At 73.0% G+C, this 22,679-nt stretch carries 15 protein-coding genes; 4 read left to right on the top strand and 11 right to left on the bottom strand.

The annotated features are described in order from the left end of the window. Nucleotides 1-32: 32 nt before the first annotated feature. From trxA to SNE206_RS34975, 7 genes are all read right to left on the bottom strand, one after another. Nucleotides 33-359: a thioredoxin gene (trxA, locus tag SNE206_RS35005; RefSeq protein ID WP_407917605.1), complete on the bottom strand. Its 327-nt coding sequence runs from the start codon at nucleotides 357-359 to the stop codon at nucleotides 33-35. A gap of 112 nt (nucleotides 360-471) precedes the next feature. Beyond that, nucleotides 472-1,440, bottom strand: a complete 969-nt coding sequence (gene trxB / locus SNE206_RS35000; RefSeq protein ID WP_407917604.1) for a thioredoxin-disulfide reductase — start codon at nucleotides 1,438-1,440, stop codon at nucleotides 472-474. Nucleotides 1,441-1,658: 218 nt separating this feature from the next. Further along, nucleotides 1,659-2,582: an anti-sigma factor family protein gene (locus SNE206_RS34995; protein ID WP_407917603.1), complete on the bottom strand. Its 924-nt coding sequence runs from the start codon at nucleotides 2,580-2,582 to the stop codon at nucleotides 1,659-1,661. Continuing rightward, the gene (gene sigM / locus SNE206_RS34990; protein WP_407917602.1) at nucleotides 2,579-3,388 is read right to left on the bottom strand and encodes an RNA polymerase sigma factor SigM; all 810 of its coding nucleotides are present in this window, start codon (nucleotides 3,386-3,388) and stop codon (nucleotides 2,579-2,581) included. The genes SNE206_RS34995 and sigM overlap by 4 nt, the downstream gene beginning before the upstream one ends. A 26-nt stretch (nucleotides 3,389-3,414) precedes the next feature. Beyond that, nucleotides 3,415-5,712: a protein kinase family protein gene (locus SNE206_RS34985; RefSeq protein WP_407917601.1), complete on the bottom strand. Its 2,298-nt coding sequence runs from the start codon at nucleotides 5,710-5,712 to the stop codon at nucleotides 3,415-3,417. 225 nt (nucleotides 5,713-5,937) lie between these two features. Then, on the bottom strand, nucleotides 5,938-8,409 hold the full coding sequence (gene murJ, locus SNE206_RS34980; protein WP_407917599.1) for a murein biosynthesis integral membrane protein MurJ: 2,472 nt from the start codon (nucleotides 8,407-8,409) through the stop codon (nucleotides 5,938-5,940). Nucleotides 8,410-8,450: 41 nt separating this feature from the next. Further along, nucleotides 8,451-10,865 (bottom strand): DUF6049 family protein, encoded by a 2,415-nt coding sequence (locus SNE206_RS34975; RefSeq protein WP_407917598.1) that lies wholly within the window; start codon nucleotides 10,863-10,865, stop codon nucleotides 8,451-8,453. Between the two features lie 357 nt (nucleotides 10,866-11,222). Between SNE206_RS34975 and SNE206_RS34970 the strand changes: the two genes are divergently transcribed. Together SNE206_RS34970 and SNE206_RS34965 are read left to right on the top strand one after the other, a co-directional pair. After that, nucleotides 11,223-12,644 (top strand): CCA tRNA nucleotidyltransferase, encoded by a 1,422-nt coding sequence (locus SNE206_RS34970; protein ID WP_407917616.1) that lies wholly within the window; start codon nucleotides 11,223-11,225, stop codon nucleotides 12,642-12,644. A gap of 145 nt (nucleotides 12,645-12,789) precedes the next feature. Then, on the top strand, nucleotides 12,790-13,500 hold the full coding sequence (locus SNE206_RS34965; protein ID WP_407917597.1) for a restriction endonuclease: 711 nt from the start codon (nucleotides 12,790-12,792) through the stop codon (nucleotides 13,498-13,500). 127 nt (nucleotides 13,501-13,627) lie between these two features. Here SNE206_RS34965 and SNE206_RS34960 read toward each other — a convergent pair whose 3' ends face one another. The 4 genes from SNE206_RS34960 to SNE206_RS34945 all read right to left on the bottom strand — a co-directional run bounded on the left by SNE206_RS34960 (nucleotide 13,628) and on the right by SNE206_RS34945 (nucleotide 17,928). After that, a complete protein-coding gene (locus tag SNE206_RS34960) occupies nucleotides 13,628-14,386 on the bottom strand; it encodes a hypothetical protein (protein ID WP_407917596.1) in 759 nt (252 codons plus the stop codon). Between the two features lie 76 nt (nucleotides 14,387-14,462). Next, nucleotides 14,463-15,761 (bottom strand): MFS transporter, encoded by a 1,299-nt coding sequence (locus tag SNE206_RS34955; protein ID WP_407917615.1) that lies wholly within the window; start codon nucleotides 15,759-15,761, stop codon nucleotides 14,463-14,465. Nucleotides 15,762-16,021: 260 nt separating this feature from the next. Next, a complete protein-coding gene (locus SNE206_RS34950) occupies nucleotides 16,022-17,104 on the bottom strand; it encodes an inositol-3-phosphate synthase (protein ID WP_407917595.1) in 1,083 nt (360 codons plus the stop codon). 137 nt (nucleotides 17,105-17,241) lie between these two features. After that, nucleotides 17,242-17,928 (bottom strand): PadR family transcriptional regulator, encoded by a 687-nt coding sequence (locus SNE206_RS34945; RefSeq protein WP_407917594.1) that lies wholly within the window; start codon nucleotides 17,926-17,928, stop codon nucleotides 17,242-17,244. 388 nt (nucleotides 17,929-18,316) lie between these two features. On the opposite strand from SNE206_RS34945, the gene SNE206_RS34940 reads away from it, so the two are divergent. Both SNE206_RS34940 and SNE206_RS34935 read left to right on the top strand, forming a co-directional pair. Beyond that, nucleotides 18,317-20,884: a transglycosylase domain-containing protein gene (locus tag SNE206_RS34940; RefSeq protein WP_407917593.1), complete on the top strand. Its 2,568-nt coding sequence runs from the start codon at nucleotides 18,317-18,319 to the stop codon at nucleotides 20,882-20,884. A 101-nt stretch (nucleotides 20,885-20,985) separates the two neighbouring features. Further along, nucleotides 20,986-22,647, top strand: a complete 1,662-nt coding sequence (locus SNE206_RS34935) for a glycosyltransferase family 87 protein (RefSeq protein ID WP_407917592.1) — start codon at nucleotides 20,986-20,988, stop codon at nucleotides 22,645-22,647. Nucleotides 22,648-22,679: the final 32 nt, after the last annotated feature.

Here is a 22,679-nt window from a genome sequence, read left to right as displayed (position 1 = left end):
GGGGCCCTCGACAGTGCCGGACGGCGGACGACCTAGATGAATTCGGCCAGCTCGCGCAGCAGCGCTGCCTTCGGGCGGGCGCCGGTGATGGTCTTCACCAGCTCGCCGTTCTGGTAGACGTTCAGCGTCGGGATCGAGATGACGTTGTAGGCGGCAGCGGTCTCCTGGTTGTTGTCGACATCGAGCTTCGCGATGGTCAGCTTGTCGCTGTGCTCGGTGGCGATCTCCTCCAGGATCGGGGCGACCTGGCGGCACGGGCCGCACCAGGTGGCCCAGAAGTCGACCAGGACGGGCTTGTCGCTCTTGAGTACCTCGGCGTCGAAGGTCGCGTCGGTCACGGTGATGGTGGCGCCGGCCACGGAGCACTCCTTGGGGTCACGGAAGAGGCGGTGCCAGGACGGCGGGGGAGCTGTCCGGCACCTTCGAAGGGTTCAACAACCGCGGGGGCGGTTCTGTTTCCCCGGGGTTCGGTCAGACCGCGGCGACGGCGGCGGCCTGGGCCTCCAGGTCGGCCAGCGAGGCGAGGTAGCGCTCGGCGTCCAGTGCTGCGGAGCAGCCGGTGCCGGCGGCGGTGATGGCCTGACGGTAGGTGTGGTCGACGACGTCGCCGCAGCCGAACACGCCGGGGATGTTGGTGCGGGTGCCGGGCGCCTCGACCTTGAGGTAGCCCTCGGCGTCGAGGTCGAGCTGGCCGGTGAAGAGCTCGGTGCGCGGGTCGTGGCCGATGGCGATGAACAGGCCGGTGACGGCCAGCTCGCGGGTCTCGCCGGTGGTGGTGTCGCGCAGGGTGAGGCCGGTCAGCTTGGGGTCGCCGTGGATCCCCTCGACGGCGCTGTCCCAGGCGAAGGTGATCTTGGGGTCGGCGAACGCGCGCTCCTGCATGGCCTTGGAGGCGCGCAGGGAGTCGCGGCGGTGGACGACGGTGACGGAGCGGGCGAAGCGCGAGAGGAAGGTGGCCTCCTCCAGCGCGGTGTCGCCGCCGCCGACGACGGCGATGTCCTGGTCGCGGAAGAAGAAGCCGTCGCAGGTGGCGCACCAGGAGACGCCGCGGCCGGAGAGCACGTCCTCGCGGGGGAGGCCGAGCTTGCGGTGCTGGGAGCCGGTGGCCACGATGACGGCGCGGGCGCGGTGCACGGTGCCCTCGGAGTCGGTGACGGTCTTGACGTCGCCGGTGAGGTCGACGGAGACGATGTCGTCCGGGACGAGCTCGGCGCCGAAGCGCTCGGCCTGGGCCCGCATGTTGTCCATGAGCTCGGGGCCCATGATGCCGTCGCGGTAGCCGGGGAAGTTCTCGACCTCGGTGGTGTTCATCAGCGCACCGCCCGCGGTGACCGCGCCTTCGAAGACCAGCGGCTTCAGGGAAGCACGCGCGGTGTACAGCGCAGCGGTGTATCCGGCGGGGCCGGAACCGATGATGATCACGTTTCGGACGTCGCTCACTGCATCTCCTGGTTCGCTTCGCGACCCGCGCTGGTGCGGGGAGGGCGGTCCTGCTCCGCCGCCCGGGACAACGACTGCCCAGTGTCCCGCATTCCCGGGGCGTGCAGTACCACGTGCCCGCACTGTGGGAGCGGAGGTTCCGATGGGTGGGCGTCCCGCGGTGCGGCGGGGCTCGGCGGGGTGCGGCGGTGCGGCCGGGGCGCTCCGGCGGCCCGGTGTCAGGGGGCCGGAACGGTGCGGTGGAGGAGGATCCCGGGGGCTGCGCAGTCCGGGGTGATCAGGTAGACGTCGAGCGAGGTGTCCTGCCCGGGCACGGCGTAGACCAGCGCGGTGACGGGCGACGCGTGGAAGCGGCCGGGGGCGGCGGTGACGAGGGCGCCCGGTTCCCGGCCGGTGAGGGCGGCGGCGCAGGGCGGTGCCACGGTCGCGGACCCGCCGGGCGGGGTGCCTTCGGGGGGCTGCAGACCGGGAGCGCCGGGCGTGCCGGAGGCGTCGGGTCCGGCCGCGGCGGGGCTGCCCGTGGCGGACCGGACGAGCTGCCCGATCCGGTCCGGGAGCGTGGCCTCGTCGAAGTCGGTGCCGGTCTTGGTGCCGGGCTGCTGGGCTCCCGCGGCCGGTCGGGCGGCGCTGTCCGCGGTGGAGTTGCCGCCGGTGGTGCGGGCGGAGAGCGGGACGAGCAGGGCGCCCAGGCCGAGGGCGACGCCCGCCACGGCCGCCAGGACGGCGCGCCTGCGGCCGCGCCGGCGGCCCGGGCCGCCGGGGCCGGGGCGGGTGGCCGTTCCGGCCCAGGCGGTGGAGCCCGGGCCGGACGCGGTGGGGGCGGTGTGCCGGCCGTGGCCGTCGGGGACGGTGCGGGAAGCCCCGGCCGGCTCGGGGGAGGCGGCGGCGGGCGTCCGGGCGGCGGCGAGCGCGGTGTCGATGCGCAGGGCCACGTCGTCCGGCATCGGCGGCGTGTCGACGGAGCTCAGGAGGTCCTGCACCTCGGAGAGCGCCGCGAGGGTGTCGGCGCAGGAGGCGCAGGTCGCGAGGTGGGCGCGCAGCGCGGGCTCGGCTGCCGGATCGGTGAGGCCTTCGGCGAGGTCGGCGATCTCGTCGATGTCCGGGTGCGCGGGCTCGGCTGCGGAAGGCGTGTGCGGCGTCATCGCGTGGTCGCATCTCCTTCCCGGGAGGTGCGGCGTCCGGCCGCGCCCGTATCTGGGACGGGGGAGGGGGTGGACGGGTTCCCCCGACGGGGCTCGGTTTCACGTGAAACACGGCCGGGTGCTCCGCTGTCGGGGGTGCGGCTGCCGGCAGCGCCGGTGCCGGCGGCGGGGTCGGCCTTGGTCCGGGCGGACCCTCCGGCGGGGGCTGCACCCCCGGCGGACGGTGTTTCACGTGAAACGTCCCCGCCGCGCAGGTGGCGGACGAGGGGCAGCAGTCGAGCCCGTCCGCGGGCACAGCGGCTCTTGACCGTGCCGACGGGCACGCCCAGCAGCTCTGCGGTCTCCGCGACCGAGTAGCCCTGCATGTCGACGAGGACGAGGGCGGAGCGCTGCTCGACCGGGAGGGTGTGGAGGGCGTCGGCGATCTCGCGGCGGAGTTCGGCGCGGACGACGAGCGAGTCGGTGGGCTCGGCGTTGCCCAGGGCGGCGTCGAGGTCGCGGGGGTCGTCGTCGAGGGGTGCGGCCCGTCGGGTGGCGGCCCGTCGGGCCCGGTCGAGGCAGGCGTTGACCACGATGCGGTGCAGCCAGGTGGTGACCTGCGAGCGCCCCTCGAAGGTGTGGGCGGCGCGCAGGGCGGACACCAGGGCGTCCTGGAGGGCGTCGGCGGCCTCCTCGCGGTCGCCGAGGGTCCGCAGGGCGACGGCCCAGAGGCGGTCGCGATGGCGCTGCACGAGGAGGCCGAAGGCGTCGGGGTCGCCGTCCACGTGCCGGGCGAGCAGGTCGGCGTCGGACGGTTCGTCCGCCATGCCTCCCACCTCCTGCCCGTCGTGGCTCAGCCGTTCACCGTGACCTCGGCGACCTGGCCGCGGTAGCTGCCACCATCGTTGGGGATGGCGGTCAGCCAGATCAAGAGGTAGCGGGTGGTGATCGGCTTCGCCGGCTTGAGCTGGAGGTCGGTGCCGCTGGCGGAGGCGGTCGGCCCGCCGAAGTCCTGGAACCCGGACTCGCTGACGGGGGGCGCGTTCGTGGTGGCGGCGGGGGTCGCCCTGAGCTCGACGGTGTGGGTGCCGCCGGCGAGCCGGACGGAGACCGAGCCGACCGTGCGGGCGGTGCCGAGGTCGAGCAGGATGCCGGTGCCGGGCCGGTAGCCGGAGCCGAAGGCGTCCTGGTAGGCCTGCGTGGACCAGGTGGTGCCGGGCTTGCCGTCGCTGATGTTGGGGAGCGAGGACGCGTGCTCGGCCTTCTCGGAGCCGAAGGCGTTGAACGAGGTGGGGGTGTAGGCGAGCGTCACGCCTTCGAGCGGGGCGGAGGAAGCGCCCTGGCCGCCGGGGGGTGTCGGCTGGAGGCCGGAGGGCAGTGCGGCGGAGTTCGGCCGCGGCTTGTGGAGGTACTCGACGGCCTGCCAGGAGCCGACCACGATCGCGGTGAGGGCGACCAGCGAGACGGTCGCCCGCAGGGCGGAGCGCAGCAGTCGGCGGCGCCTGCGCGGCGGCCGCGTGGCGGTGGTGGGGGTGTCCGGGTACGTGGCGTGGTGCTGGGCCGGGCGCGGCTCCGGCGCCGTCGGCCGGGCGGTGTGGTGGGCGCTGTGGTGGGCGGCCTGCGGTGCGGGTGCGGGCTTGGGCGTGCGGGGGGTGAAGGTGGGCGCGGGCGTCTCCGGCTGACGGATCTTCGGCATCAGCGCGATCGCCTTGGAGAGTTCCTCGGGGCTGTCGATCGCCGGCTTGTGGTGCGGCGGGCTGGTGCACAGCGCCCGTGCGGCGAGCTCGGAGAGGCCCTTGTGCACGCCGGCCCGTACCTGGTCGGGCGGCACGCAGCCGAGGCTCTTCGGCATGCCGCGGAGGTCGTAGCGGTCCTCGGGGTAGGGCCAGCGGTGGGTGAGGGCCGCGAAGAGCAGGGCGCCGATGGCGCGGGTGTCGGTGAGCTCGGCGTCGTCGGTGGGAAGGCCGCGCAGTGCGGCGTCCACGGCGATGCCGTTGATCCGGTACTGGCCGGTGTCGGTCCGCAGGACGCAGCGCGGGGTGAGCCGGAGGTGCGCCTGTCCGCGGCGGTGGGCGGCCGCGACCGCCTCGGTGACCTGACGGACCATCTGGTAGGCGTCGTACGGTTCCATCGGGCCGTCGGCGAGCAGGTGGGCCAGGTCCGACGCGCCGGGCAGCCACTCGCGGATGACGTAGACGAGGTCGCCCTCCTGGACGGCGTCGAGCACCTGGACGAAACGGGGGTCGCCGAGCAGCGCGGCCGAGCGGGCCGCGGTCAGCACGGCCTTGGCCCGGCGGTGGCCGGCCGCCATCAGGTGGACGCCGACGGCGCGGCGGAGCTTCTCGTCGACGGCCCGCCAGCTGCTGAACGTCTCCGTCTGGGTGATGCACTCCTCCAGCCGGTAGCGGCCGCCGATCTTGTCGCCGCTGTGACGCAGCGGGACGGGGCGGGAGGCGGGGAGGGTGCCGGTGTCGGCGTCCAGGGTCTCGGTGCTGACGGCCGACAGGGGGGTGGGGCCCGCGTCGCCGTCGGCCTTCGGAACCGCCGGGCGGGTGGCCGGACGGCGGTCGGTGGAGGTGGTGCAGGAGGGCTTACGGCCCACGGCCCGTGCCGCGCCGCCCGCGGCGAGTTCGGCGGCGATCTCGCCGGCCGACAGCTGGGCGGTGGACTCGGACAGGTCCGCGGGGACGGGCTCGGCGGCGGGGGTGGTGGTGACGGCGGCGGGGGTGGTGGTGACGGGGGCGGGATCATCCTGGTCGAGGCCGGCCTCGGGGTCGGACCCACGGGCCGTCACGGCGTCCTCCACTGCGGCTGCAGCGGCCTTCTCGGCCTGGGCGGGCCTCCGGGTGGGTGCCGGGCCCTCCGTGACCTCAGGGGCGCCCTCGGCGCCCTCGCCGGAGCCGGGGCCGCGGGTGCTGTCACCGGTGGCGTCCGGGGGGGAGTCCTCGGCCCCGTCCCGGTCGGCGTCGACGGCGTCGGCGGGTCCGGTGGCAGAGTCGTCGTCAGCGATGTCCGAGGCCGCGTCAGGAAGGTCCCCGGGCTGTGCCCCGCCGTCCGCTGCGTGCGTCGCCGCGAAGTCCTCGACTGCCATGGCCAGCGCCGTCTCGTCCGCCACGGACGCGTCGACGACCGACTTGGTGCCATCAGCCACCGTGGTCCTGCCTCCCCTTGTATCGGCCCGGCCCCGGAGGCCGGCTGTCCCGGCCGTTCGGGCGCCGGGTCCTGCCAGGACAATTGTGCCCACTGTTTCCCCCCGGGTACGACCGCTGGGCCGCCCTCCCGGTTGCGTCATCGACACAATCCGGGTGGACGGCCCAGCGTCGGCGTTCCGCCGGGCGGCCACGGGGGCCGCACCGGGTTGACGTCATGTCATCGGTCAGCGACCGATACGGCTGCGCACCATGCCGAGCATCGCGTTCAGCTCCTCGATCCGCATCTTCCGGGCGATCACCAGGAATACCGCGACCTGGACCGTTCCCGCTACCGCCAGTGTCAGAACGTTGCCCAGCCAACTGTCCAGGAGCGCGAGCATGAGCACCTCGACGGCCAGCCCGAGGGCGGCCGCCGGCAGGGAGGCGATCGCGAGCCGCACGTACGTCTTGGCGATCCGGCCGGTGTCGAGGCCGCCGGTCCGCGCCTTGAGCCGGGGGACGGCCACGGCCACGCCGACCGCGTACGCGGCGCCGTAGCCGAGTGCCATGCCGGTGACGGCCCACTGCGCGGGGAGGACCAGCCAGCACAGCACCGCGGTGGCGGCCTGGCAGACGGCCACCCAGACGGTGTTGGAGAACGGGGTCCGGGTGTCCTCGTACGCGTAGAAGCCGCGCAGCAGCACGTACTGCACGGAGTACGGGATCAGGCCCAGGGCGAAGGCGGAGAGCATGTAGCCGATCGAGCGGGCGCCGTGCGAGGCGTCGCCGCCGTTGCCGAGGCCGTAGATCGCGGAGCCGATGACCGGGCCGAGCGACAGGAAGAGGAAGGCGGCGGGCACGATCGCGACGGCCGAGGTGCGCAGCCCGTACGAGAGGTCGTCGCGGACGGCCCCGGCGTCGTGGTCGGCGGCGGCGCGGGAGAGCCGGGGGAGGACGGCGCTCATCACCGACACCGTGACCACGGCCATCGGCAGCTGCCAGATCAGCAGCGCGTTGGAGTAGGCGGCGAGGCCGACGCCGAGGTGGCCGTCGGACTCGGCGGCGATGCCCGCGGCGGTGGCCAGCTGGGTGACGACGAGGAAGCCGGCCTGGTTGGCGAGGACGAACAGGAACGTCCACTTGGCGAGCCGTGCGGCCTTGCCGAGGCCGTGGCCCCGCCAGTCGAAGCGCGGCCTGAACGCGAAGCCGGACGCCCGCAGGTAGGGCACCATCGCCAGGGCCTGGACGGCGAGGCCGAGCAGGGTGCCGATGCCGAGCAGCCGGATGCCCTCCGGCGCGATGGTCTGCGGGGTGACCCCGCTGTGCTGGAAGGTGCCGTAGACCCAGAGGTACGTCCCGAAGGTGAAGATCACCACGAGGTTGTTGAGGACCGGGGTCCACATCATGGCGCCGAACCGGCCGCGGGCGTTGAGGATCTGGCCCATCACCACGTGCACGCCCATGAAGAAGATCGTGGGCAGGCAGTACCGGGCCAGCGCGACCGTGGTGTCGGCACTTGCCTGGTCGCGCATCAGGGAGTGCGAGATCAGCTGGACGAGGAGCGGCGCGGCGAGGACCGCGACGAAGGCGACGCCCGCGAGACCGGTCATCACGAGGGTGAGGAGGCGGTTGGCGTACGCGGTGCCGCCGTCCTGGTCGTTCTTCATGCTGCGGACCAGCTGCGGCACGAACACGGCGTTCAGGGCGCCGCCGCCGATGAGGATGTAGAGCAGCGTCGGCAGCGTGTTGGCGGCGTTGTACGAGTCGCCCATGGTGGCGACGCCGATCGCGGCGGCGATCACCATGGTGCGCAGGAAACCGGTGCCGCGGGAGACGAGGGTGCCGGTGGCCATGATCGCGCTGGAGTTCACCAGGCTCGTGACCCGACCGGTGACGGACGGACCGGCAGGCGCCTGCGCCGGTGCGGCGAGGGGCGGCGGGGGCGCGGGTGACGCCGGTGCGGAGGGCGGGGCGGCCCTGCCCGCCGTGCCGGGTGCGGCCGCGGACGCGGCGCCGTCGGTGAAAGAGGCGTGCATCCCGGCCTCCTCCGGGGTGAGCGGCGGGTCGAACTCGATCGCCGGGATGAAGGGCTGCGGTTCGGGCGCGCTGTGGTCGCCGCTGAAGAGCGCGTCGACACCGAGGTAGTCCGCCGCCTCGTCCTCCTCGGTCCGGACGGTACCGGGGGCGGGCGGGGACGGGCTGGGGGCCGGCGTGACCGTGCCCCGGCCGCGGCCGGCCGTGCCGTCGGCAGGGACGCCGTCGGTGTCACCGGTGTTGCTGGTGTCGTCGGGGGCGTCCTCGTCCGCGGGCTCCCGGGCGGGTGCTGCTGCGGGACCGGCCGTCCGCGCGTCCGGGTCGTCCCCGTCGGCGTGCCCGTCGGCGGGTGTGCCGGGATCCTCCGGGACGCTCGTGTCCTCGGGCCCGTCGGCGGTGAGCACGTCGGTGCCGGGCCAGCGGGGCGCCGGTGCGGCCAGCAGCGGCGGCTCGACGGACACCGCCGCGGGGTGCCGCACCGGCAGGGCGGCGGCCTCGGCGGCGCGCAGCCCGTACGGATCCTGCTCGTCGGCGCTGCCGAACGGGGCGCCCGCGTAGGGGTCGTGGGCGTAGGTGTCGGCGACGTACCGGTCGGAGTCGGTGGGGTCTGCGGGCGCCTGCGGGCCCGCGCTACCGGCGCCGCCCCGGCCCTGTGCTCGCTCCTCGCGCGGACCGCTGCTCATGCCACCTCTTCGCTGGTCGGTGGAGCCCGGACGGGGTTCCCTCAGTGACCAACCTTCTCATCACCGGTGGCCCGATCCCGGGCATCTGGGGCGGATCTGGGCGCGGTGCCGGGGCCGTCCGGGGCAGGGGCCGCGGGTACCTCGGCGGCCGCCGCGCCGTCCGCCGAGCCGGGGCCGGCGGTGGGCGCACCGGCGGTGTCCCGGTCGTCGTCCTCCAGCAGCCGCTCGGGGTCGAGGTCGGTCTCGCCGGCCGCGGACCGCTTCTTGCGCTGCAGGGAGAACCGGACACCCGCGAGGGCCATGAGCACCACGCCGCCGCCGATCACGTACATGACGCCGCTCGCGACCGACGTCACCTCGACGGTGAAGGTCACCGGCTCGCCGTACCGGCGCGCGTTCGGGCCGGTCGTCCACAGCTGGGCGGTCATCTGCACCGGGCCGTTGACCTGGGCCTCGGCGGGGAAGCGGAAGGTGCGGCTGGTCGTGCCGTCGAGCACCACCGTCTCGGGGTCGCCCACGTTGAGACGGTTGACCTGCGCCGAGGAGACGCGCAGCTGCAGGTTGCCGACGGCCTGGTTGAGGTCGTTCTTCACGCTGATCAGCAGGGTGGCGTTGTCACCCGGCAGCGTGATCAGGCTCTTCGCGGGGACCCGGACGGCCGCGGTGAGGTTGACCAGGTAGCTCTGCACGCCGTCCCGGTAGGCAGCGCCCTCCTCGGCGTGGTCGCGCCACTGGGTCGACACCGACCGGACCATCGCGGCGTTGAACGGCCCCCTGACGCGCTGCGGCTGGGTCAGGATGACCAGGAGTTGGTCCAGGCCCTTCTGTACGCCCATGACGGCGCCCAGCGAGGGGGCGGACAGCTCGGAGCCGCGCAGCTCGTCCGGGTAGTTCCCGGGGACGGAGGAGTTGGCGGCCGGATCGGCCGGCGCCGTGGCGACGGTGTCGAGCCGGGTCGGCGCGACCCAGCCGTTCGGCTGCGAGGCGGCGGTCAGCGCGCCCGCCAGTGCCTCGGCGGTACCGACGGTCATCGTCCGCGACGGCATCACCAGCAGGCTGCGCTGGTTGTCGGGGCGCTGGCCGGTGATCGTCAGGGTCTCGGCGAGGAAGCGCTGCTGGGCGAGGCTCTGTGCCGCGTCGGTGTTCAGGTCGCCCTGGAACAGCGAGGACAGCGTGGCGTCGGCGACCACCGCGGTCTGCCCGTTGCCGATCGGCCGGGCCGCGTTCGGCGTGTACGGGAGCGACCGGGCTTCCGGCATGCTGTCGCCGCCGACCAGCACCAGGTCGGCGCCGGCGGTGCGGCCGACGGCGGCGGTGGCCTCGTCGAGCCGCCCCCGGTAGGGCCAGGCCACGCCGCCGCGGACGTCGACCGCCAGCCGGCCCTCCGCGGTCACCTTGCCGGCCGTCGCGGCCTTGCGCAGCGCGGTGTCCATGCCGGCGAGACCGGCGCCGTTGTGCGCGATCGAGGCGAGGTCGGGGTCGGCGTACGGCAGGGCGACGACCTGCGAGCCGCCCGTCGCCACGGCCGTCCGCAGCTGGGTCAGCCAGTCGGCGGCCACCCGCTGGCCGGTGCCGGCGACGGTGTTCTCCTCCTTCGCCGACTCGCCGGCCGTGCCGGGCTTCTGCACCCGGTACGGCCTGGTCATCGCGAAGACGGTGTCCAGGAGGTCCGGGTCGACCACCCACGTGAGGTTCGGCAGGGTCTGGCCGATGGCGACCAGGCGGCCGAGGCGGCCGTTCGGGGCGAGCTCGGCGGCGAGGCCCTCGTCGCGCAGCACCGGCATCTGGTCGTTGTCGGGCATGGTCTGGGCGACCAGCTCGGCGGTGTGCGTGATCGGCCACAGCGTGGCGATCTGCGTCTGCTTGGCGCCCGGCTCCGTGTTGTAGGGGAGGAAGGTGCGGGCGATGCCCAGCGCGTGCTCGTCCTCCGCGTCGCGGACGTCCACCGCCAGCTCGTACACGCCGGCCGACCTGAGACCCAGCTCGGAGGCGCTGACCTGCAGGGAGTAGGCGCGGGACTGGCCGGGCGCGAGATCGCCGAGGTCGGCCGTCGGGTGGTCGAGGTCGATGCCGTCCTTGCCGCTCGGGGCGGTGCGCCCGGCGACGGAGTTGATCTCGCTGCGGGTGTCCAGCTCCTCCTTGGAGGAGCGGACCGCCGCGTGCGCGGACCGCAGCGTGGACGAGCCGGAGTTGGTCACCGTGCCGGTGATCACGATCGGAGTGTTGTCGGACAGCACCGGTGCGGAGAGCGTGTTGATCACGACCGTCGCCGGATACTCCGAGGACGCCGCGAAGAGGGCGGGGGCGGCCGCGAGCCCCGCGGCTGCCCCGGGCGACGCCACGGCCGCCGGCGGGGCGGACAGCAGGACGGTGCCGCCGGCCAGCACCGCGCCCAGGCGGAAGGCCGCCCGTCGGACGCGTCCGTACGCTGTCAGGCCGTGCCGCGCCTCGCTCACGTGCTGTGCCCTCGCCGTTCCTCGATCGAATTCCTGGATGGCCGTGCCCACCGGCAGCCCGGTGCCTGCGGCCGCCGACGCCTGCCGCCCCGACGGCGCGCCCGTGCGGGACCGCGACCGCTGTCGGTCCCCCCGCATGGTAACGACGCATCCGGGCGGCCGGTGGTTCGGGCCGCCGACTACCGGCCCCGACCGCCGGGCGGCGGGTCGGCGCGGGCGGCGCGCAGGGGGAGACAGGCGGTGGGAAACGGACGGGCGGCGGGCCCTGCCGGGCACGTACCCTAGGGAGCCGTGTCCACTGCCAATGAGTCCAGCGTCCATCATTCCAGCTCCGCCACGCCGACCGCCCTCCCCGGGCTGAGCGAGGCGCAGACCCTCGGTCTGCAGGAGCTGCTCCGGGTCTCCCCGGTCGCCGACGAGATCGCCCGCCGCTTCCGGACCGCCGGGTTCCGGCTGGCGCTGGTCGGCGGATCCGTCCGGGACGCGCTGCTCGGCAGGCTCGGCAACGACCTCGACTTCACCACCGACGCCCGCCCGCACGACGTGCTCAAGCTGGTCAAGGGCTGGGCCGACGCCGTCTGGGACGTCGGCATCGCCTTCGGCACCGTCGGCGCGCGCAAGGACACCGAGGACGGCTCCTTCCTCATCGAGATCACCACCTACCGCTCCGAGGCGTACGACCGCACCTCGCGCAAGCCCGAGGTCACCTACGGCGACACCATCGACCAGGACCTCGTGCGCCGCGACTTCACCGTCAACGCGATGGCCGTCGACCTCCCCGACCGCGGCTTCGTCGACCCCCACCGCGGCCTCGACGACCTGGAGGCCCGGGTGCTGCGCACCCCCGCCACCCCCGAGGAGTCCTTCTCCGACGACCCGCTGCGGATGATGCGCGCCGCCCGGTTCGCCGCGCAGCTCGACTTCACGCCCGCGCCGGACGTCGTCGCGGCGATGACGGCCATGGCCGAGCGGATCACCATCGTCTCCGCCGAACGCGTCCAGGCCGAGCTCAACAAGCTGCTGCTCGCCGACCACCCGGTGAAGGGTCTGCGGCTGCTCGTCGACACCGGCCTGGCCGACCACGTGCTCCCGGAGCTGCCCGCCCTGCGACTGGAGAGCGACGAGCACCACCGGCACAAGGACGTCTACGAGCACTCGCTGACCGTCCTGGAGCAGGCCGTCGCGCTGGAGACCGCCGGCCCCGACCTCCCGCTGCGGCTCGCCGCGCTGCTGCACGACATCGGCAAGCCGCGCACCCGCCGCTTCGAGTCGGACGGCCGGGTCTCCTTCCACCACCACGAGGTCGTCGGCGCCAAGATGACCCGCAAGCGGATGCGCGCCCTCAAGTACTCCAACGACCTCGTCGACGAGGTCTCCCGCCTCGTCGAACTGCACCTGCGCTTCCACGGCTACGGCGGCGGCGAGTGGACGGACTCCGCGGTGCGCCGGTACGTCACCGACGCCGGACCGCTCCTGGAGCGCCTGCACAAGCTCACCCGCTCCGACTGCACCACCCGCAACCGCAAGAAGGCCGCCGCCCTCGCCCGCACCTACGACTCCCTGGAGGAGCGCATCGCACTCCTCCAGGAGCGGGAGGAACTGGACGCCATCCGGCCCGCACTCGACGGCAACCAGATCATGGAACTGCTCGGCATCCGGCCCGGCCCCCAGGTCGGCCAGGCCTACAAGCACATGCTGGAACTCCGCCTGGAGCACGGGCCGATGGACCACGAGACCGCCGTCGCCGCCCTCCGGGAGTGGTGGACCGCACAGCAGTGACAGGCAGCCCGGGCAGCGGCCGGAGGGCTTGAGCTAATCCACCCGATCGTGTGCATCCGGCCGTTTCGTGCGGCCGGCCGGCCGGCGGGCGCGTTGCTCCGTCCGAGGGAGGGGAACTCCTCCTCCCGGGGAGGGAGACACGGCCATGGCTGTGGACGCGGTGCTGCTGGAGTCGCCGACCATGCGGGCGACCGTCGCCGGGCGGGTCGAGGTGCTCGACCGGGTCGGTGCGCTGAGCGTGCTGCCGGACGACGTGCACGTCACGACGGAGGGCGTGGCGGCGTACTTCGGGGTCGGGGTCAAGGCCGTCTACTCGCTGGTCGGCGACCACCGGGCCGAACTGGTCTCGAACGGGTACACCGTGCTGACCGGTCCGCGACTGGCCTCCTTCAAGGAGGTCAGTGGAACCCAGTCGCGCGCCCGCTCGCTGGCGCTATTCACCCGGCGGGCCGTGCTCAACGTCGCGATGCTCCTGCGCGACAGCGAGACGGCGCGCCGGGTGCGCTGCCACCTGCTGGACGCCGAGGAGCGGAACCGCCGGGCCGACCCGGTCGGCCGCACGGTGACCGAGCGGCCGCAGCCGCCGGAAGGGTCACTGGACGCGGCGGTGGCCAGGGTCGCCGAGCAGGTGGTGCGCGACGTCGTCGGCACCGCCGTGGTGCCGCTGCTCACCGCACTGGCGGTCGAGGTCGGCCGCAGCGGCAGCAAGCTCGACGCGCTGGCCGACCGGGTCGACCGGTTGGAGCGCCTCGTGCTGGACGACGACGAGCGCACCGTCGCGCGGCGCCGTCGCCGGTTGCTCGCCGCGATCGACGCGGGTGCCGGCCAGGAGGAGCTGGACGCCCTGCTGGGGTGACCTGCGGCCGGGGCCGGTGCAGGTGGGTCCGATCCACCGGCACCGGCCCGGGTCTGTCGGCCCGTGAGCCTGCCCGGGCCTGCGTGGGCCTGCCCGGGCCTGCCCGGGCCTGGAGGGACGTCCGGCCTCAGAAGGACTTCGGCGAGGCCGCCCCGCCGGGGGTGGTGGCCGAACCGCCGGTGAGCGGGCCGAGGCACAGCACGTAGTGCTTCTTGCGCCAGCGCCGTCCGGTGCTGCCGCTGAAGGTCGCCGTGGTGCCGGGTGTCCCGTCGCAGGCGGCGGGCTCGCCGCCGCTGATGTTCCGCAGCACCGTGTAGGTCGCCTTCGGGTCGGTGCAGGCGACCTTGGAGACCGACTTGTAGCCGGTCTTCTCCACGCAGTCGCCGGCCTTCGCCGAGGAGGGTGAGCTGTCGGCGACGAAGAAGCTGACGATCAGCAGGATGCCGCCGAGCACCACCGCGCCCGTGCGGAGCCAGAACCGCAGCGGCCGCTTCGGCCTGGGAGCGGCCGGGACCACCGGGCCCGGCTGCTGCTGCCCGGGGTGGCCGCCGGGCGCCCCCTGACCGGGACCGCCGCCGTACGGGGGCTGCGGCACACCGCCGTACGGGGGCTGCGGCGCGCCGCCGTACGGGCCCGGTGCGGCCGCCGGGCCCGGGTAGCCGTACCCCGGGGGAGCGGGCGGGGGCTGCTGTCCGTAGGCGGGCGGCTGCCCGTACGGCGGCGGGGGCTGCTGCCCGTACGCCGGGGGCTGCTGTGCGGGGCCGGGGTAGCCGTAGGCGGGCGGCTGCCCGTACCCGGGCGGGGGCTGCGGTGCTCCGTAGGCGGGTCCGCCCTGGGGCGCGCCGCCCTGCTGAGGTGTGCCGTACGGATTCTGCGGTGTGCTCATCGATCCCCCCGTGGGCAACTGAGGTGGCGCTGGTGCGCGGACGTACCTTAGCGAGTCACCGCCGGCGGACGGGGCGTCAGTGCGCCGACGCGCGGTCGGACCTGGCCGCGCGGGCGTAGAGCACCGCGCCCGCCGCATAGGCCAGCGCGACGCCTCCGACGACCGCGGCCGAGCGTCCGTTCAGCGGCAGGACCAGTGCGGTCACCCCGGCCGCCGCCACGAACGAGATGTTGAACAGCACGTCGTAGACGGCGAAGACCCGCCCCCGGTAGGCGTCCTCGACGGACTCCTGGACGAGGGTGTCGGCGCAGATCTTCGCGCCCTGGGTGACCACGCCGAGCAGCAGCGCGGCGGCCAGGCCCGGGCCCTCACGGAACGACAGGCCGAGGGCCGGCACGAACACGGCGGCGGAGGCCAGGCAGGCGACCATCCAGCCGGTGAGGCCGAGCCGGCGGGTGCACCACGGGCTCACCACGGCGGCGATGAAGAAGCCGACGGCGGAGAAGCCGACCGCCCGGCCCAGGCTGGCGAGCCCCGCCGCCGAGTCCTCCGGGCGGTTGAAGGTGTAGCGGGAGAGCATGAGCACCACGACGATCAGGACGCCGTAGCAGAACCGGGCCAGGGTCACCGCGGCCAGGGCGTGCACGGCGGGCCGGCAGTCGCGCACGAGGTGCCGCAGCGCGCGGCCGAGGTCCCGGCCCGCCGTGGTGAGGGCCCGGCCCAGCGGCGGCCGGTCCGGGTGGTGGGTGGGGCCGAGCAGGTCGCGGTCGATCCGCTGGGCGGCGAGTGCGGCGCACAGGTAGAGGAGCGCGGCCAGCGTGACCAGCCCGGCGTCGGCCCGCGGGCCGGGCGGCAGCACCTGGTGGACGAGGAAGCCCAGCGTGCCGCCGACGGTGGCGGCGACGGTGCCGAGGGTGGGGGAGACGGCGTTGGCCGTCACGAGCTGGTCCGGCTCCACGACCCGGGGGAGCGCGGCGGACAGGCCCGCCAGGATGAACCGGTTGAGGGCGGTGACCAGCAGGGCGGAGGCGAAGTACATCCGGTCCGGGGCGCTTCCGAGCAGCAGGGCCGCCGTCACCAGCCCGAGGCCGAACCGGGCGAGGTTGCCGACGAGGAGCACCTGCCGCCGGCGCCAGCGGTCGAGCAGCACGCCCGCGAACGGGCCGACGACGGAGAAGGGCAGCAGCATGACCGCCAGCACGGCGGCGATGTCCTCGGGGGACGACTGCCGTTCCGGGGAGAAGATCACGTAGGCGGCGAGCGAGACCTGGAAGACCCCGTCCGAGAGCTGGCTGAGCATGCGGACCGTCAGCAGCTGCCGGAACCCGCGCCCGTGCGCCAGCCCGCGGAGCGTGGCGCGGTGGGGTGTCTGCATGATGCCGTCCTCGGTGATCGCCACCCGGACAGGTTGCCATGACGGGCCGGACGGTTTCACGTGAAACATCGCCGCGGCCCGGCGCCGGGAACGCCGCAGGGGCTCCGGTCGATGACCGGAGCCCCTGGTGAGGCGGGCTGTGCGCGCTCGGCGCGCCGCCGTCGCAACGGTTTCCGCGGGCCCGGCGCCTCAGCGCCGTACCGTCGCGGGCCCCGCTGCGTGCGGCGCTCGGTGCGCCACGGCCGCGGGCCTCGTCGGACTCAGCGCTCGACCTCGCCGGCGATGAACTTCTCGACGTTCTCGCGGGCCTCGTCGTCGAAGTACTGCACCGGCGGGGACTTCATGAAGTACGAGGACGCCGACAGGATCGGGCCGCCGATGCCGCGGTCCTTGGCGATCTTCGCGGCGCGCACGGCGTCGATGATGACACCGGCCGAGTTCGGGGAGTCCCAGACCTCGAGCTTGTACTCGAGGTTCAGCGGGACGTCGCCGAAGGCGCGACCCTCAAGGCGGACGTAGGCCCACTTGCGGTCGTCGAGCCACGCGACGTAGTCGGACGGGCCGATGTGGACGTTCCTGGCACCCAGCTCGCGGTCACGGATCTGCGAGGTGACGGCCTGCGTCTTCGAGATCTTCTTGGACTCCAGGCGCTCGCGCTCGAGCATGTTCTTGAAGTCCATGTTGCCGCCGACGTTCAGCTGCATGGTGCGCTCGAGGATGACACCGCGGTCCTCGAAGAGCTTCGCCATCACGCGGTGCGTGATGGTGGCGCCGACCTGCGACTTGATGTCGTCGCCGACGATCGGCACGCCGGCCTCGGTGAACTTGTCGGCCCACTCCTTGGTGCCGGCGATGAACACCGGGAGGGCGTTCACGAAGGCGACCTTGGCGTCGATGGCGCACTGGGCGTAGAACTTCGCGGCGTTCTCGGAGCCCACCGGCAGGTAGCAGACGAGGACGTCGACCTGGCGGTCCTTGAGGATCTTGACGACGTCGACCGGGGCCTCGTCGGACTCCTCGATGGTCTCCCGGTAGTACTTGCCGAGGCCGTCCAGCGTGTGGCCGCGCTGCACGGTGACGCCGGACGGCGGCACGTCGCAGATCTTGATGGTGTTGTTCTCGCTGTTGCCGATGGCGTCGGCGAGGTCGAAGCCGACCTTCTTGGCGTCGACGTCGAACGCGGCGACGAACTCCACGTCGCTGACGTGGTAATCGCCGAACTGCACGTGCATCAGCCCGGGGACCTTGCCGGCCGGGTCGGCGTCCTTGTAGTACTCGACACCCTGCACCAGCGAGGCGGCGCAGTTGCCCACGCCGACGATGGCTACGCGAACCGAACCCATTCCGGTTGCTCCCTGTTCTCGTGAGCCCCGCCGTCACGGCGGCGCTCATTCCTACTCAAATGACTGTCTGACGGGCGCGATGCGCCCACTCCTCCCACGGGCCCGGTGCTCCACGGGAGCGCCGGATGCCGCGGGTCTCAGCGCTCCTGTGCGGAGCGCCCCGGGCGGTCGTGCGGTGGCCTCGGCGGGTCCGAGGACCCGGCCTCCTGGCCACGGCCGTCCGAAGTCTGTGGTGGTGCACCGGTCGGCGTGGTGCCGCGCCCGGTGCGGTTGGCCCGTTCCGTCTCGATGAGCTCGTTGAGCCAGCGGACCTCGCGCTCCACCGATTCGAGACCGTGCCGCTGGAGTTCGAGGGTGTAGTCGTCGAAGCGCTCGCGGGTGCGGGCGATCGACGTGCGCATCCGTTCGAGGCGCTCCTCCAGCCGGCTGCGACGGCCCTCCAGCACGCGCATCCGCACGGCCCTGTCGGTCCGGGCGAAGAACGCGAAGTGGACGCCGAAGTGCTCGTCCTCCCAGGCGTCGGGGCCGGAGTCGGCGAGCAGCTCCTCGAAGCGGTGCTTGCCCTCGGCCGACAGCCGGTAGACGATCTTCGACCGCTTGCCGTTGAGTGCCGTGGCCGGGACGTACTCCAGGTCCGGGTTGTCCTCGACCAGGAAGCCCTGGGCGACCAGGTTCTTCAGGCAGGGGTAGAGCGTGCCGTACGAGAAGGCGCGGAACGACCCGAGCAGGACGTTGAGCCGCTTGCGCAGCTCGTAGCCGTGCATCGGGGCGTCGTGCAGCAGGCCGAGGACGGCGAACTCCAGCACACCGGACCGCCTGCTCACCCTGCCGCCTCCTCTCCCCGTGGTCGTCGACCGGGCCGGTGCACACGGGTGGCTTATGCCGCCCCGATGTATCGGCTCGATATATCGAGAACAGTAAACCCGGGTCACGATGCGAGCAAGGGGGCCACGCGTGAACGTGATCACAGGGAGTTCGGTGGCACCTGGAGCGGTCCACGTCAAGGCTGACGCGGCGACGAAGGCAACGGGCCTGTAATGATCTGACGCCAATTTGAGTTATTTGATGCATAATGTCGGATTTGAGGAAGTTCAAGGGTGCGTACGCTGTCGCGTGTGCACGAGGACCACCTCCGGGGTTAAGGCGGTTGCGGGCATCGGATGTGAACCCTGCCTTCGGGCCCGAAGAGCCCGACCGAGGAGTTGCTGAGAGATGAGCGAACACCGGCGCAGGTCGCCCAACGCGGGCGGCGAGCCTTCGGGCCGTCGGCCCGACGGCCGACAGCCCGACGGCCGCCCCTACGCGTACGGCGCGCCGGCGGAGGGGGCCCCTTCCTACGGGCGCCCTGCTCCGGACGAGCTGCGCGCGGACGGGCTGCGCCGCGCCCGTGCCGCCACCTCCCGGGAGACGGCGCAGCAGCCCCGGCTGACCCGTGCCGAGATGCGCAAGCAGGGCCAGAAGGGCGGCCGCCGCGGTGCGCCCGCGGGCGGCGGCGGTGGCCGGGGCAGCGCCGGCGGCCCGCCCGGCAAGAAGCGCTTCGTCGACTACCCGCGGTACGGCAAGGACGGGTTCCGTCGCTGGCTGCCGTCGTGGAAGCAGCTCCTGACGCTGTTCCTCGTCTTCTTCGGCGGCGGTGTCGCCGTGGTCGGCGCGGCCTTCGCCGTCACGGAGGTGCCGGACCCGAACAAGGTCTTCGACGAGCAGAACAACATCTACTACTGGGCCGACGGTTCGGAGATGACCCGCAAGGGCACCACCAACCGTCAGATCGTCCAGCTCGGCGACATCAGCCGGGCCGCGCAGGACGCGACGATCGCGGCCGAGAACGAGACGTTCCGCACCGACAGCGGCATCGACCCGAAGGGCATCGCCCGCGCCGTCTACAAGATGGCCACCGGCGGTGAGACCCAGGGCGGTTCGACGATCACCCAGCAGTACGTGAAGAACTACTACCTGAGCCAGGATCAGACCCTGACCCGCAAGGCGAAGGAAATGATCATCACGCTGAAGATCGCCGGCGAGAAGGACGAGGTGCTCAAGGGCTACCTCAACACCAGCTGGTACGGGCGGAGTTCGACCGGCATCCAGGCGGCGTCCCAGGCCTACTACGGTGTCGACGCCAAGGAGCTCGACGCCTGCAGGGGCGCGATGCTGGCCGGCCTCCTGAAGGGCGCCGCGCTCTACGACCCGTCGCTGAACCCCGAGAACAAGAAGCGCATGCAGGAGCGCTGGGAGTACGTGCTGACGCGGATGGTCGCCGCCGGGTTCATCTCCCAGGCGGACCGCGCGAAGTGCGGCACGGAGCTTCCCATGCCGATCCCGCCCAAGCCCGCGGCCAACATGACCGGCGAGATCAGCTACCTGGTCGACACCGCGAACAAGTACCTGATGGCGAAGGACCCGACCATCAACCAGGCCAGCCTCCAGCGCGGCGGCTACAAGATCTACACCACGTTCGACAAGGCCAAGGTCGATGCCCTGAAGAAGTCCGTCGAGGGCTTCGAGAAGGACAACCTCAACCCGGAGAAGCGCGACGAGGACAAGTTCGTCCAGATGGGCGCGGCCTCGGTCGTGCCCAACGACGGTGCGATCGTGGCGCTCTACGGCGGCTCCGGCATCGAGAACGGGCACTACACCAACAACGCCGACGCCGCCGGCATCCCGGTCGGCTCGACGTTCAAGCCGTTCGTCCTGGCCGCCGCCATGCAGATGGGCGTGCAGACCACGATGGACGAGGACGGCAAGCCGACCCGGATCAGCACCGACAGCCGGTACGAGGCCGACAACCTCTCCGAGATCTTCAAGTCGGACGGAACCCCGGTCATAGGGGACAACGGCCAGCCGTACAAGCAGCGCAACGACAGCACCTCGAAGCCCGGGTACGTCACGCTCAAGGAGGCCATGCGGAACTCCTACAACGTGCCCTTCGTGCAGCTCAACCAGGACGTCGGCGGCAAGAACGTCGAGGACCTGGTGAAGCAGATGGGCCTGCGCAAGGAGAGCCTCTCGCCCTCCAGCACCATCACCTTCCCGCTCGGCACCTCGACCCCGAGCGCGATCCGGATGGCCTCCGCGTACTCGGTGTTCGCCGCCAGCGGGCAGCAGGCCGACCCGTACTCGGTGACGAAGGTGCTGAAGGACGGCGTGGAGATGCCGAACTTCACCAAGCCGGTGGTGAAGAAGGTGCTGGACGCCGCGGTCGCCAACGACGTCACGGACGTGCTGGAGAACGTGGCCAAGGCCGGTACCGGCAAGAAGACCAACGAGCTGGGCTTCCCGGTGGCGGGCAAGACCGGTACCACCGACGCCGGTACCTCCGCCTGGTGGGTCGGCTACACCACGAGCCTCTCGACCGCGGTCGGCATGTGGCGCGAGGAGCCGGGCAAGCCCGGTCTGCTCTCGCTGGACGGCACCGCGGGCAAGAAGGAGATCCACGGTGGTGACTTCCCGACCGACGTCTTCACCCGCTACATGAAGATCATCGGCCCCGGCAAGCCGAAGTCCTTCCCGGAGCCCGGTGATTCCGGCGTGAAGCTCGACTCCTCGGGCGCGCCGTCCACCGCCTCGCCCTCGGCCTCCGCCTCGGCCTCGCCGAGCGCGTCGGAGTCGGCCTCGCCGTCGGCCTCGCCGACCGCGACCGGGCCCAGCCAGGGCGGCAGCCCGTCGCCCACGGCGACGGACAGCTGCCTCATCCTGTGCCCGCCGACCAGGACGCCCACCCGGCCGGGCAAGCCGTCGGCCACGGCGACCGACACCAGCAGCCCGCAAGCCGGGCAGTAGGGCAGCGGTACGACCCCGGCGCCGGTCCGTCCCTTCGGGGGCGGCCCGGCGCCGGAGTGTTTGCCGGGGTCTCCTCGTCCTCCGAGCGGTGGTGCGGCAGGATGTGCGCCATGACGCCCAGCACCCGTGACGACAGCGCCGCGGCCGTACCCGCCCCGGCCGCCGGCCCGCTGCCCAACACCGTCGTCGTCCCGGCGGACGAGGACCCGGTTGCCGCGGCCGGCAGCGAGTTCCTCGGAGGCCCGCCCGGCCGCCGCGCCCTGCTCGGGGTGTCCTGGTGGACCCCGGCCCGTTTCCTGGCGCTGGTCGTCATCGTCACGTACGTGCTCGGGCTCGCCCAGAAGATCCCGTGCTACGAGGGCGGGTGGTTCCAGGGCGCCACCACGCAGTACACGCACGCCTGTTACAGCGACATCCCGCACCTCTTCTCGGGCCGCGGCTTCGACACCGGGCGCCACCCGTACCTGGACCAGCTGCCGTCGCCCTCGGCCGACATGCAGTACCTGGAGTACCCGGTGCTGACCGGCCTGTTCATGCAGGTCGCGGCGTGGATGACGAAGTCCGGCGGGGCGCTGCAGGAGCGCGAGCAGTGGTTCTGGATGGTCAACGCGGGCATGCTGATGATCTGCGCGGTCGTCACGGTCGTCGCGCTGACCCGTACGCACCGCCGCCGCCCCTGGGACGCGCTGCTGTTCGCGCTGGCACCCTGCCTGGCGCTCGACTCCACGATCAACTGGGACATGCTGGCCGTCGCGCTGGCGGCCGTCGCGATGGCGTACTGGGCCAACTCCCGTCCCACGGCGGCCGGTGTCTTCATCGGACTGGCCACCGCCGCCAAGCTCTATCCCGTGCTGCTGCTCGGCCCGCTCCTGGTGCTGTGCTGGCGGGCCGGCCGCTGGCGGGCGTTCGGGCAGGCGCTCGGGGGTGCGGCGGCCGCCTGGCTGCTGGTGAACCTTCCGGTGATGGTCGCCAACTTCAAGGGCTGGGCGACGTTCTACACCTTCAGCCAGGTGCGCAAGGAGGACTTCGGTTCGTTCTGGCTGATCCTCATGCAGAACCGCAACGAGCAGCTGCCCACCCTCAACACCTGGATCTCGGTGCTGCTGGTGCTCTGCTGCCTGGGTGTCGGCTGGCTGGCGCTGTCGGTGGCGCGCCGGCCGCGCTTCGCGCAGCTGGCATTCCTGGTGGTGGCGGCGTTCGTGCTCACCAACAAGGTCTACTCGCCGCAGTACGTGCTCTGGCTGATCCCGCTCGCGGTGCTGGCCCGTCCGCGCTGGCGCGACTTCCTGATCTGGCAGACCTGCGAGGTGCTGTACTTCCTCGGGGTCTGGTCCTACCTCGCCTACACGGGCGACTCCAAGCAGCACGGCATCGGCCAGGACTGGTACCACCTGGCGATCGCGGTGCACCTGCTCGGCACGCTCTACCTCTGCGTGATGGTGATCCGCGACATGCTCCACCCGGAGGTCGACCCGGTGCGCTGGGACGGCAGCGACGACCCGTCCGGCGGTGTGCTGGACGGCGCCCCCGACGTGTTCGTGCTCGGCACCGCCCGGCGCCTGCGGGAGGAGGCGACGTACAGCACGTTCGCGCCGCAGCCGCAGGCCGACTGGCTCGCCGACGTGGCCGGGGCCCGCCACGACGTGCTCGGTGCGGATTTCGAAGCGGACGGGGAAACGGACGCCGAGACGGACGCCGGGCACGCGCAGCCGGTCGTACCGGCCGTGCCGGACGGGCCGGCGCCGGAGCCCAAGCACCTGTAGTGCCGCGCGACCGGTGGGCCTGTCCGGACGGA

The organism is Kitasatospora sp. NE20-6, from assembly GCF_045862635.1.
The sequence above is the reverse complement of the archived record's forward strand: the minus strand, read 5'-3'. Positions and strand labels throughout refer to the sequence as shown.

What these genes read in the sequence shown, in the direction of transcription:
- SNE206_RS34995 (WP_407917603.1), bottom strand. Translation starts at nt 2,582, where the DNA reads ATGACGCCGCACACGCCTTCCGCAGCCGAGCCCGCGCACCCGGACATC.
- sigM (WP_407917602.1), bottom strand. Translation starts at nt 3,388, where the DNA reads ATGGCGGACGAACCGTCCGACGCCGACCTGCTCGCCCGGCACGTGGAC.
- murJ (WP_407917599.1), bottom strand. Translation starts at nt 8,409, where the DNA reads ATGAGCAGCGGTCCGCGCGAGGAGCGAGCACAGGGCCGGGGCGGCGCC.
- SNE206_RS34965 (WP_407917597.1), top strand. Translation starts at nt 12,790, where the DNA reads ATGGCTGTGGACGCGGTGCTGCTGGAGTCGCCGACCATGCGGGCGACC.
- SNE206_RS34960 (WP_407917596.1), bottom strand. Translation starts at nt 14,386, where the DNA reads ATGAGCACACCGCAGAATCCGTACGGCACACCTCAGCAGGGCGGCGCG.
- SNE206_RS34955 (WP_407917615.1), bottom strand. Translation starts at nt 15,761, where the DNA reads ATGCAGACACCCCACCGCGCCACGCTCCGCGGGCTGGCGCACGGGCGC.
- SNE206_RS34950 (WP_407917595.1), bottom strand. Translation starts at nt 17,104, where the DNA reads ATGGGTTCGGTTCGCGTAGCCATCGTCGGCGTGGGCAACTGCGCCGCC.
- SNE206_RS34940 (WP_407917593.1), top strand. Translation starts at nt 18,317, where the DNA reads ATGAGCGAACACCGGCGCAGGTCGCCCAACGCGGGCGGCGAGCCTTCG.
- SNE206_RS34935 (WP_407917592.1), top strand. Translation starts at nt 20,986, where the DNA reads ATGTGCGCCATGACGCCCAGCACCCGTGACGACAGCGCCGCGGCCGTA.